The sequence below is a fragment of the Flavobacterium sp. 316 genome (assembly GCF_000967805.1).
GTDB lineage: Bacteria > Bacteroidota > Bacteroidia > Flavobacteriales > Flavobacteriaceae > Flavobacterium > Flavobacterium sediminilitoris.
This window is the reverse complement of record NZ_JYGZ01000004.1, coordinates 49,524-62,305: the sequence shown is the minus strand read 5'-3', so window position 1 is coordinate 62,305 and position 12,782 is coordinate 49,524. Positions and strand designations below refer to the sequence as shown.

7 protein-coding genes are annotated in these 12,782 nt (G+C 30.1%); all 7 read left to right on the top strand.

Annotated elements, in window-relative coordinates:
- Window positions 1–2 precede the first annotated feature (2 nt).
- Window positions 3–7,223 (top strand): cell surface protein SprA, encoded by a 7,221-nt coding sequence (sprA, locus tag SY27_RS09105; protein WP_082084332.1) that lies wholly within the window; start codon window positions 3–5, stop codon window positions 7,221–7,223.
- 166 nt (window positions 7,224–7,389) lie between these two features.
- A complete protein-coding gene (gene gcvH, locus SY27_RS09100; protein ID WP_045969463.1) occupies window positions 7,390–7,770 on the top strand; it encodes a glycine cleavage system protein GcvH in 381 nt (126 codons plus the stop codon).
- Window positions 7,748–8,116 (top strand): VanZ family protein, encoded by a 369-nt coding sequence (locus SY27_RS09095; protein ID WP_161794142.1) that lies wholly within the window; start codon window positions 7,748–7,750, stop codon window positions 8,114–8,116. Before gcvH ends, SY27_RS09095 begins: the two co-directional genes overlap by 23 nt.
- Window positions 8,117–8,172: 56 nt before the next feature.
- A complete protein-coding gene (locus tag SY27_RS09090; RefSeq protein ID WP_045969459.1) occupies window positions 8,173–8,919 on the top strand; it encodes an energy transducer TonB in 747 nt (248 codons plus the stop codon).
- Between the two features lie 96 nt (window positions 8,920–9,015).
- Window positions 9,016–9,795 (top strand): energy transducer TonB, encoded by a 780-nt coding sequence (locus SY27_RS18200; protein WP_052705244.1) that lies wholly within the window; start codon window positions 9,016–9,018, stop codon window positions 9,793–9,795.
- Window positions 9,796–9,880: 85 nt separating this feature from the next.
- Window positions 9,881–10,618: a deoxyribose-phosphate aldolase gene (deoC, locus tag SY27_RS09080; RefSeq protein ID WP_045969457.1), complete on the top strand. Its 738-nt coding sequence runs from the start codon at window positions 9,881–9,883 to the stop codon at window positions 10,616–10,618.
- Window positions 10,619–10,624: 6 nt separating this feature from the next.
- On the top strand, window positions 10,625–12,733 hold the full coding sequence (locus tag SY27_RS09075) for a gliding motility protein RemB (RefSeq protein ID WP_045969455.1): 2,109 nt from the start codon (window positions 10,625–10,627) through the stop codon (window positions 12,731–12,733).
- Window positions 12,734–12,782 lie beyond the last annotated feature (49 nt).

Sequence of the window (12,782 nt, the reverse complement as noted above, 5' to 3'; positions counted from 1 at the left end):
ACTTGGAAAATAAATTTAACGAAAGTGTTTTTAATAGATTTAAAAAAGGACTAAAAATCATTTTTTTATGGTTTCCATTTTTCTTGTTTTCACAAGTAGATGGTCAAGAAAATGATTCTATTAAAAAAGGTGTAGATCTAGGTAAGATTAAAGTTCCTAACCCACAAAGTATAGTTGAAGCTTATACTTATGATTCTGTAACTGATAGATATATTTATACAAACACTTTTGATGGATTTAATGTAAACTATCCTTTAGTCTTAACTCCGCAGCAATATCAGGAATTAGTTTTACGTGAAGAAATGCGTAAATATTATAGAGATAAATCAGCAGCAATTGATGGAAAAAAGGATGGTAGTGAAGAAAAGAAAAAAGATTTATTGCCAAGATATTATGTTAATTCTAAATTCTTTGAAGCTATTTTCGGAGGAAATACTATTGATGTAAAGCCTACAGGTTCTGTAGAAATAGATTTAGGAGTACGTTTTACAAAACAAGATAATCCAGCATTTTCACCAAGAAACAGAAAGACAACCACATTCGATTTCGATCAGAGAATTAGTGTTGGTCTTCAAGGAAAAGTAGGAACGAGGTTAAATGTAAATATTAATTATGATACTCAATCTACATTTGCTTTTCAAAACCTTATAAAATTAGAGTATGGCTCAACAGAAGATGATATTCTACAAAAATTAGAAGTTGGAAATGTTAGTTTCCCACTATCTAATTCTTTAATTAGAGGTTCTCAAAGTTTATTTGGTGTTAAGGCTCAATTGCAATTTGGAAAAACAACCGTAACAGGTGTCTTTTCTGAACAAAAGTCGCAAACGAAAACCGTAACTTCTCAAGGAGGAGGAACACTTCAAGACTTTGAATTATTTGCTTTAGAATACGATTCTGATAGACACTATTTTTTATCGCAATATTTTAGAAATCAATATGATAAATCATTAGAAACGTATCCATATATTAACAGTAGAATTCAAATTACAAGAATTGAAGTTTGGGTTACGAACAAGCAAAATAGAATTAATTCAACTGAGAATAATTTAAGAAACCTTATAGCTCTTCAAGATTTAGGAGAAGCTCCTTTAACAAATTTGACACCTCAAGAAGTTGTAGGTGTAAATTTAGCTGGAAATCCATCCTTTTTTAACGTAGGGCCAGATACTCCTTCAAATAACCCAAATAATAAATTTAACCCAAATCAAATAGGAAGTAATTTTTTAACTCAAGCTATTAGAGAAGTTGCAACAGCAAATAATGGTTTTACAATTGGAGTAGATGAAGGGCTAGACTATGCGAAATTAGAAAATGCTAGAAAGTTAACAGCATCAGAATTTACATATCACCCACAATTAGGGTACATTTCGTTAAGTCAACGTTTAGCAAACGATGAAGTTTTAGCTGTTGCCTATCAATACACTATTGGAGATCAAGTTTATCAAGTTGGAGAATTTGGAACAGATGGAGTTGATGCTACACAAGTTGATAACACAGGTATTCCTTCTTCACAAGCTTTGATTGTTAAGTTGTTGAAAAGTAACTTAACAGCAGTTAAACAAAAGACACCAAATGAAGATTTAACAATGCCAACATGGAACTTAATGATGAAGAATATTTATCAAATTCCAGGTGGATATCAATTACAACAAGAAGATTTTAAATTTAATATTTTATATACAGATCCATCACCACTAAATTATATTACTCCATTTGTGGATAATTCAGGAAATATTCCTTTAGACTTGCCAGCAGGAGTAAAAGAAACACCTCTTTTAAAGGTTTTAAATGTAGATAAACTAAATTATACAAATGATCCGCAAGAAGGAGGAGATGGTTTCTTTGATTTTTATCCAGGAATAACAGTCGATCCTCAATATGGTAGAATTATTTTTACAACTAAAGAGCCTTTCGGAGAACATTTATTTGGAAAATTAAATACAGGAGGAACAGAAAATTATAATGATCCATTAACATATAATGTGAATCAGAATAAATATGTTTTTAGAAACTTGTATAAATCAACACAAGCTGCTGCACTTCAAGAAAGTGAAAAAAATAAATTTCAATTAAGAGGGCGTTTTAAATCTTCTGGAGGTGATGGTATTTCTATTGGTGCTTTCAATGTTCCACAAGGATCTGTAGTTGTAAAATCAGGAGGAAGGGTTTTGGTTGAAGGAGTAGATTATACAGTGAATTATCAACTTGGAAAAGTACAATTATTAGATCCTTCATTACAAGCATCAAATACTCCACTTGAAATATCAGTTGAAAATAATTCTGTTTTTGGTCAACAAACAAGACGATTTTGGGGTGTAAATGTTGAACATCAATTTAATAAAAACTTTTTAGTTGGAGGTACAATATTGAACTTGTCAGAAAGACCTTTTACAAACAAGTCAAATTATGGACAAGAATCTGTAAATAATACTATTGTAGGATTAAATACAAATTTCTCTACCGAAGTGCCATTTTTAACAAGATTAGTTAATAAACTACCAAATATTGATACAGATGTACCTTCTAATTTGTCTTTTAGAGGAGAAATAGCCTATTTATTACCAGGTTCTTCAAAAGCAGATCAATTTAATGGAGAAGCAACTACTTATGTAGATGATTTTGAAGGCTCACAATCTTCTATACCTTTAAATTCACCTGGACCTTGGACTTTAGCAAGTGTGCCACTAGAAGAAAATTTTGATGGAAATCCAGATGAAACAGAACCTGTAACAGATGATCCAGTTATTGGGTATAAGAGAGCGAAAATGGCTTGGTATACTATTGATCCTGTCTTTTATACTCAGCCACCAAGTGGAATTAATGATAATGATTTATCGTTAAATAGAACAAGAAGAATATACAGTCGAGAATTATTCCCAAATGTAGATATTGCACAAGGAAATTCAAATGTTATCAGTACATTAGATTTAACATATTTTCCAAAAGATAGAGGGCCATATAATTTTAACCCTTCACTTGCTACAACAAACCAATTTCCAGATACTGATATTGTAGATAATTGGGCAGGAATTATGCGTTCAATTAATTCAACTAATTTTGAACAATCAAATGTTGAATATGTTCAGTTTTGGATTTTAGACCCTTATTATGGAAATGCTCCAGATGTAGTTAGTCCTGCGAATACAGGAAAATTAGTGTTTAATTTAGGGGAAATTTCTGAAGATATTTTAAAAGATGGAAGAAAACAATATGAAAATGGATTGCCGGAAGTTGGAGCAACTACACCAGCGCTTCAAACCGGTTGGGGACAAGTACCAAGTTCTCAATCCTTAGTGTATGCATTTGATACAGACGAGGCAAATAGAAATCAACAAGATGTTGGTTTTGACGGACTTAATGATGCTGCTGAAGCAATAAAGTATAGTGCTTTTGCTGGTCAAAGCGATCCATCTGCTGATAATTATAGATTTTATTTAAATGCAACGGGTGGAGTTGTGGATCGTTATAGAGATTATAATGGTTTTGAAGGGAATTCTCCTGTAAATGTTACAGATACAAATAGAGGGAATGACACTAGGCCAGATGTAGAAGACGTAAATCGTGATCAAACAATGAATACGATTAATGCTTATTTTAAATTTGAAGTGCCTATTAATAATACTCCTCAAGTTGGCCAAAATTATGTCGTTGATGTTAGAACAGTATCAGAATCATTACCAAATGGGAGTAATGTTAGCGCAAGATGGGTTCAATATAAAATTCCAATTTTAGAATTTACACAAAATAATGTAGTAGGAGCTATTGCTGATTTTAGATCAATTAGATTTATGAGAATGTATATGACTGGGTTCTCAGAAGAGATTACACTTCGTTTTGGAACTTTAGATCTTGTCAGAGGAGAGTGGAGACGTTATACAAATTCATTAGAATTTAATGACCCTGATCCAACAGATGATAATACTGGTTTTGATGTTGTAGCAGTAAATATCCAAGAAAATAGTAGTAGATCACCAATTCCTTATGTTTCGCCTCCAGGAGTAACTAGAGAACAGTTATATAATAACAATACGGTTATTAATCAGAATGAACAATCTTTATCATTGAGAGTTTATGACAAAGATGGAGGATATAATGATGGTTTAGAAGCAGGAGATTCAAGAGCAGTTTTTAAAAATGTAAACGTAGATATGCGTCAATTTAAAAAGATGCGTATGTTTTTACATGCAGAATCATTGCCGCAACCAGATGAACCACAGCCACTTCAAAATGACCAAATGGTTGCATTTATTCGTTTTGGAAATGATTTTACAGAAAATTTCTATCAAGTAGAAATTCCTTTAAAGGTTTCTTCTCAAAACGCATCAACACCAGATGATGTATGGCTTTCTGATAATGAAATTGAATTACCAATGGAATTATTAACTAAACTTAAAATATTATCACTTAATAACTCTTCAACTATAATATATGGCCCTGATGGAATTGGTTTTGTAGAAGAAGAAGCCATTGGCTCCTCGAATAGTAAACTAACATTAGGTATAAAAGGAAATCCGAATTTTGGATTAGTTCGAACGTTAATGGTAGGGGTTAAAAATATAAGCAATCAAAATATTAGAGGTGAGGTATGGTTTAATGAACTTAGACTTTCAGACCTAGATAATAAAGGTGGTTATGCAGCGGTAGCAAATCTAGATACAAATCTTGCTGATTTTGCAACTGTTTCTGCAACAACTAGAGTAAGTACTATAGGATTTGGAGGAATAGAAGAAGGTCCGAATGAAAGAAGTAGAGAAGATGTTTTTCAATATGATATAGTTACTAATTTGAATTTAGGGAAATTGCTACCTAAAAAGTGGGGAATAACATTACCTTTTAATTATGCAGTTGGAGAAGAAACTATAACGCCTAAATACGATCCTTTTTATCAAGATATTGAATTAAATCAACTTTTAGATGTAACTACAGATGCAGAACAACGTTCAAATCTTGAAAATAGAGCAATAGATTATACAAAAAGAACAAGTATTAACTTTATAGGTGTTAGAAAAGAAAGAGGTGAAGGTCAAAAACAACATTTCTATGATGTAGAGAACCTAACATTATCATATTCTTTTAACGAAACCGAACATCACGATTATGAAATTGAGAATCTTGTTGATCAACAAAACAGAACAACAGTAGATTATGCTTATTCATTTAAACCTTTGACAATTGAGCCTTTTAAAAACTCAAAGAAATTAGATAAAAGCGGTTATTATAAAATGTTGAAAGATTTTAATTTTAATTTCTTACCATCAAATATTTCATTTAGTTCTAATATTATAAGACAATTTAATAGACAACAGTTTAGGTTAGTTGACGTAGAGGGAATTGGTTTAGATCCTTTATATAGAAGAAATTACTTTTTTAATTATCAATATGGATTCAATTATAATCTTACTAAATCATTACGTCTTAATTATACAGCAGCTTCAAATAATATAGTTAGAACTTATTTAGATGAAGAAAATAAACCGATAGACGGTCTAGATATTTGGGATGATTATTGGGATATTGGACAATCAAATCAGCATAATCAACAAATTGTTTTGAATTATGATTTACCAATAAATAAAATTCCTGCTTTAGCATTTGTTAAGTCAAACTATACCTATACAGGAGATTTTAATTGGCAACGTTCATCAGATGCTTTTTCATCAATTGTTGCAGATAATGGTATTAGATATAATTTAGGAAATACAATTCAAAATGCAAATTCCCATAAGCTGAATACAACATTTAATATGGATTTGTTATATCGTTATATCGGGTTGACAGGGAATAAAAAGAAGAAAAGTAAAAAAGAAAAAGATTCGAAAGATGCTTTACCAAAACCAGGGCAAAAGATTACAGCAAAAAGTAAAACAAGTAAGAATGACGGAAATGTATTTGTAAATGGTTTAATAGGAATAATTACAAGTATTAAAAATATACAAGTAAATTATACAGAAACAAATGGAACCGTTTTGCCAGGTTATACTCCAGGATTAGGTTTTTTCGGTTCTTCTAGACCATCACTTGGGTTTGTATTTGGTAGTCAGTCAGATGTTCGTTATGAAGCAGCAAGACAAGGTTGGTTAACTGAATTCCCAGAATTCAATCAAAATTTCACACAGGTAACAAATAAACAATTAAATTTCACTGCCCAAGTAGAGCCTTTTGCGGATCTTAAAATAGATTTGACAGCAGACAGAATGTATGCAGATAATTATTCTGAACAATATGATGTTTTGAATGGTCAGTATAACTCTCGATCGCCTTATAATTTTGGAAATTTTAGTATTTCAACTGTTTTAATCCAAACAGCATTTAGTCAAAGTGATGAGAATTTTTCAGAAGCTTTTGAAGACTTTAGAGCAAATAGATTAAAAGTAGCAAATAAACTAGCTTCTGAATATTATGGAAGCAATGTTTATCCAACTGATTTAGAAGGTTACCCAGTAGGCTATGGTAAAAATAGTCAACAAGTGCTATTACCTTCTTTTGTTGCTGCATATTCAGGAAAAGATATCTCTAAACAATCAACAGGTGTTTTTAAAAATGTTCCTTTACCAAACTGGACAATTAAATACACAGGATTAATGCGTTATAAATGGTTTAAAGATAAATTTAAACGTTTTTCATTACAACATGGTTATAGAGCAAGTTATAATGTAAACTCATTCCGTTCAAATCTAAATGAAGCGCCTGTAGATGCTAATGGAAACTTTTATGCGAATACAATTATTTCAAATGTAAACTTAACAGAACAATTTAATCCATTAATGAGAGTTGATTTTGAAATGAAAAATTCAATCAAAATTTTAGCAGAAATTAAAAAGGATAGAACATTAAATATGAGTTTTGATAATAACTTATTAACAGAAGTAAGCGGTAATGAATATACTATAGGTTTAGGATATAGAATAAAAAATGTTACAATAGTATCAAAATTAGCAGATAATCCGACAGGAGTAATTAAAAGTGATATCAATATTAAAACGGATTTCTCATTAAGGAAAAATAATACAATTGTTCGTTATCTAGATTATAATAATAATGAATTAGCAGGTGGACAAGATTTATGGTCTATTAAGTTATCTGCGGATTATTCGTTTAGTAAGAATTTGACAACGATATTCTTTTATGATCATCAGTTCTCACAAGCGGTTATTTCAACATCATTTCCAATAACAAATATTAGAGCAGGATTTACAATTCGATATAATTTTGGGAACTAGTTAGTCTATATGAATATAAAAAAGACTCACTTGTATATAAAAGTGAGTCTTTTTTGTTTTATAAATGTAACATTTTTTAATAGTAATAAGATAAAAAAAATTAAAAACCTATTTTGGAATTAAATTAATAAAACTACATTTGTGAAACCAATAAAAAAGAAATAAAATGAATATTCCAGCTAATTTAAAGTATACAAAAGACCACGAGTGGGTATTAATAGAAGGAGAAATTGCAACAATAGGTATTACTGATTTTGCTCAAAAAGAATTGGGTGATATTGTTTATGTAGAAGTAGAAACATTAGATCGTACCCTAGAAAGAGATGAGGTTTTTGGTACTGTTGAAGCAGTTAAAACAGTTTCTGATTTGTTTTTACCATTGAGTGGAGAAATTATTGAATTTAACGAAAACCTTGAAAGTGAGCCAGAAAAAGTAAATGTAGATCCTTATGGAGATGGATGGATGGTTAAAGTTAAAATAAATAACGCTTCTGAAATTGACCAATTGTTGTCAAATGATGATTATGCAGCGCTTATTGGAGCGTAAATATTTTTATTTTGCTGTTTTTTGGACGTTATTTATTACTTATATGAGTTTGGTAACGATAGAAAAAGTAAATACATCTATTATTAATATTCCAAACAAAGATAAAATAGTTCATTTTGTATTCTATTTTATCTTTGTCTTTAGTTGGATTAAGGTTTTTAATAGTGATAAAAATAAAATTAATTTAAAAATAGTTGTAATCGCGGTATTATATGGCATAATTATTGAAGTATTACAGTCGGTGTTCACTACTAATCGTCAAGCAGATATTTTTGATGCTATGGCAAATGCTCTCGGAGCGTTAACTGCGTTTCTTTTTTTGAGATATATTAAAAATAAATCTTGAAAAAATTTTAAAAACATCTTATTATTAATTATATTAGCGACCTTAAAAATAAAATTATGGAATTAAAGAAAAATCCTAATGTAGACCCTAAAAGAAATAGTAGATTGTTCTTTCAGATTGGTCTTGTAGCAGTTTTATTGCTTACTTATGTTGGAATTGAATTAAAATCCGAAGATCCAAGAATAGAAAAAGAAAGATTTACATTGACAGATAACTTAATGTTAGATGAAGAGGATGTGATTTTGACAATGCCTCCAGTTCAACAACTTCCACCACCACCACCACCTGCTCCAGAAGTAATTGAAGTGGTGAAAGATGAAATTAAGTTGGAAGAGAAGAAAATTGAAACTACTGAAGTTGAAGAAAATAAACCAGTTGTGGTTGTTAAAGCATCTGAAGTTGGAAGCACAGGACCTTCTTTAGATGATATTCCAGATGAGATGCCATTTGCTGTTATTGAGCAAATTCCTATGTTTCCTGGATGTGAAGGAGTGGCAAAAAATCAACAAATGGATTGTTTTAATGAAAAAATGCAAGCGCATATAAAGAAATACTTTAGTTACCCTGAAAGAGCTGCTGAAAACGGATCTCAAGGACAAGTTTCTGTACAATTCTTAATTGATAAAGATGGAGTTGTTAAAGATATTAAGGTAAGAGGAAGAGGAATTAAAAATGATGCTGAACTTTTGGAAAAAGAAGCAGAAAGAATTATTTCTAAATTACCTAAGTTTACTCCTGGTAAGCAAAGAGGAAAAGCTGTAAGGGTAAAATACGGTTTACCTATTACTTTTAAATTAAATTAAAAAAAAATCCCAATCTTTTTAGATTGGGATTTTTTTTTTGGCACATAATTTGTGTAGGTATTATTAACAATCTGTTAACATATAACCTATATAATTATGAGAGTAAAAAATGAATTTCAGAAAAAGGCAAAAAATAGTGTAATCTATTTTCAATTAGGTCTTATTGCTACAATGTTGGCTGTTTTATTTGTTTTAGAGTATAATTTTCAAGATGTAAAGAAGAAAGAAAAAGAATGGGTGTTTAAAGGTCCTATTGTTGATGAGCCTTTTGTGTATAATCCGATTGAAGTTAAACCAGAAGTTACAAAGCCTGTTTCTAAACCAGTTACTCCTGTTGAGACAAAGCCAGTTATCCCTCAAAAAGTAGTGACGGATTTTAAAGTGGAAGACGATAAAGTAGAAGTTGAAAAGGAAGATAATTTGGCTACTCAAGATAATACTACAAAAGCAGAAAATCCAACATCAAATAATTCTTCAACAGTTAATACGGGAGCAACAACCACACCTAATAGCGGTCCGGAAACTATTCTTTCTGTTGAACAATTACCAATGTTTAAAGCTTGTAAAGGATTAAGTAGAGCAGAACAAAAAGAGTGTTTCGAATCGGAATTAGCAAAAGTGGTTTCTAGAAATTTGATTTACCCTAAAGATGATTATGCAGATGGAATACAAGGAAGAACGTTTGTTGAATTTATTATTGACGAAAACGGAAATATAACAAATGTAAACTCTTTAGGAAGTGGGAATGCAACAAAAGAAATGAAATTAGCTGCTGAAAAAGCAGTAAAAAAAGTGCCAAAATTAATTCCTGCAAAACAAGGAGATAAGAATGTAAAAATTAAATATGTAATTCCAATTTCTTTTAAGATGAACTAAATTGAATTATTACAAAAAAAGAATCCCATATCAATGGGATTTTTTTATTTTTACCAAATTCTAAGAATGTAAAAAAAATCATAACATGAGACAATATCTAGATGCTACTTATTTAAAAACAGCAGAACAAGCAGGTCTTTCCAAGAAAGCGAATATGGAAGTTGTGAAAATGAACATCAAAGAAGCCATTGAAGAACAGTTTAAATTGATAATGATTAGGCCAGAATTTGTTTCTGTGGCAAAAGAAATGATTCAAGAATCTAATTCAAACTTAACAATTGGTACTGTGATTGATTTTCCAAAAGGAGACGGTTCTTTGGAAAGTAAATTGGCTGAAGCTGAAAAAGCAATTAAAGACGGTGCAGATGATTTAGATTTTGTTTTAGATTATGAAGCTTTTAAAAAAGGAGATGTTGATGTGGTAAAAAAGCAAGTTATAGAGTGTACAAAATTAGGATTAGAGCATAATAAAATAGTAAAATGGATTATTGAAATCGCAGCACTTAATAATCATCAAATCGTACAGCTTACAGTTTTGGTAAAAAATTGTGTAATTGCAAATTTTAAAGAATTTCAATATGAAAATGTTTTTGTAAAATCGTCAACAGGATTTTATCAAACGCATGACGGTTCACCAAATGGGGCAACTGTTCAAGCAATAAAGTTAATGATTGAAAATGCTTTTCCATTGTCTGTCAAAGCGGCTGGAGGAGTAAAGAATTATCAAGAGGCTTTGGAAATGATTAATTTAGGGGTAAAGAGAATAGGAACTTCTGCGGCAAAAGCAATAATATCAGGAGAACAGTTAAAATCTGAATATTAAAAAAACATGAAAAAGTATATAATATTTCTATTATTTTTATGGAGTATATTGAGTTATTCACAAAGTGCTTCTGAAACATTTCCTGTTTTTGAAGAATGTAAAAATGAAAACTTAGAGCGTTCTGGAAAATGTTTTTATAATGTTTTGGAAAAATTTGTGTTTTCAAATTTTGAAGTTCCAGACGAATTGAAAAAGAGTAATTATCAAGGTCAAATAATTACAATATTTGAAGTTGATACAGTAGGAGTGTTTAAGGTGCTTTATATTGATGCGGTTTCTAATGAATTAAAAAAAGAAACGCAACGAATATTTGATATCTTGCCTAAAATTGAACCTGCAAAATATTCAGGAAGACCAACATATTCAAAATTCACACTTAAAATTAGTATTCCTCTACAAGAGCCTAATCTTAATGAGGAAGTAATAATAGATTCAGAAGCAAAAACAAATGAGAAATTAATAGATAATTCAAAAGAATTGAATGAGTTTGAGAATATTGAAAAATCATATCAGGAATTTAAAAATCCTAGTTTTAAAAGTGATTTAAATATACCTTTTTCTCATTTAAATTATTATGAATTTGATGCTTTGCTTAATCAAGTAGGAAGTAATAATCACACAGCAACAAAGCCTTATTCTTATAATGAAGTTGCGAAATATTATGATTTTAAAATAGCAAGAACCAATGTATTGAAGAAAAAAACATCTTGGTGGGGAAGGAAATTTTGGAATGAAAATTTAGTGGAAATTCAAGGTGATGGATATTGGTTTAGTTTTAATCCAATTTTAGACTTAAGAGCAGGGAAAGATACAAAAAGTGAGCTTTCAAATACATTTGTAAATACAAGAGGAATTCAGATTCAAGGCGGACTTGGTAAAACTTTAACTTTTACATCTTCAATTTATGAAAGTCAAGGGAGATTTGCAGATTATTATAATGATTATGCAGCAAGTATAAAACCTTCGGGAGGAAATCCAGCAATTGTGCCTGGTATTGGTATTGCAAAAAAGTTTAAAGTAGATGCTTTAGATTTTCCTTTAGCAGAGGCCAATATTAAGTATAAACCAAGTGAGTTTATAGATTTGCAGTTAGGATATGGAAGGAATTTTGTAGGCGATGGCTATCGTTCTCTTCTTCAAAGTGATGCAACTAGTCCTTATCCATATTTTAAAATTAATACTACATTTTGGAAAATAAAATACACAAATACCTATATGTGGTTGAAAGATGTAAGGCCAGAAGCTACATTTGAAGGAACATATTCAACAAAGTATATGGCAAGTCATTATCTGAGTTATAATGTTTCAAAAAGATTAAATATTGGATTATTTGAAAGTGTTGTTTGGGCAAACACAAATGATAGAGGTTTTGATATGAGTTTTGTGAATCCAATAATTTTTTATAGAGCAGTAGAGTTTAATTCTTCTTCAAAAAGTGGGAATGCAGTCTTAGGAGCAACAGCAAAATATAAGTGGAATAATCAAATTAATTTCTATAGTCAATTTATTCTTGATGAATTTTCAATTGGAGATGTGAAAGCTGGAAAAAAAAGCTGGAAAAATAAATTTGGATATCAAATAGGGATAAAATATTATGATGCTTTTAAAGTAAAGAACCTTATGTTGCAACTAGAATATAATCAAGTAAGACCATATGTGTATTCTCATAGTAATCCGTTGACAAATTATGGGCATAACAATCAAAGTATGGGGCATGCTTGGGGAGCTAATTTTAGAGAAGTATTAGGAGTTGCGCGATATTTCAAAGGAAGATACTTTGGAGAAGCAAAATTAATTTATGGACAAAGAGGTTTTGATTTTAATACAACAAATGATGTTTCTAACTATGGAGGAAATATTTATTTAAATTATGAAGAAAATAGACCATTTGATAATGGAGTTTCTATTGCGCAAGGGAATAAAACAAATGTTTTAATAGCAGATTTGCAATTGGGTTATATAGTTAATCCAGCATCAAATATGAAATTTTTTGGAAGTTTATTGTATCGTAATTTTGACCCTAAAACTGAAACTGTTAATGTAAAAAAATCAAATACAGTATGGTTTTCAATTGGTTTAAGGGCTGACTTGTTTAATTGGTATTTTGATTATTAACATTTTTAAGGTGTTTTTTATCTCAGGAATAGGCTATAAATCAAAAATC

Coding starts and splice junctions, on each gene's coding strand:
- gcvH (WP_045969463.1), top strand. CDS start 7,390: ATGAATATTCCAGCTAATTTAAAGTATACAAAAGACCACGAGTGGGTA.
- SY27_RS09095 (WP_161794142.1), top strand. CDS start 7,748: ATGCAGCGCTTATTGGAGCGTAAATATTTTTATTTTGCTGTTTTTTGG.
- SY27_RS09090 (WP_045969459.1), top strand. CDS start 8,173: ATGGAATTAAAGAAAAATCCTAATGTAGACCCTAAAAGAAATAGTAGA.
- SY27_RS18200 (WP_052705244.1), top strand. CDS start 9,016: ATGAGAGTAAAAAATGAATTTCAGAAAAAGGCAAAAAATAGTGTAATC.
- deoC (WP_045969457.1), top strand. CDS start 9,881: ATGAGACAATATCTAGATGCTACTTATTTAAAAACAGCAGAACAAGCA.
- SY27_RS09075 (WP_045969455.1), top strand. CDS start 10,625: ATGAAAAAGTATATAATATTTCTATTATTTTTATGGAGTATATTGAGT.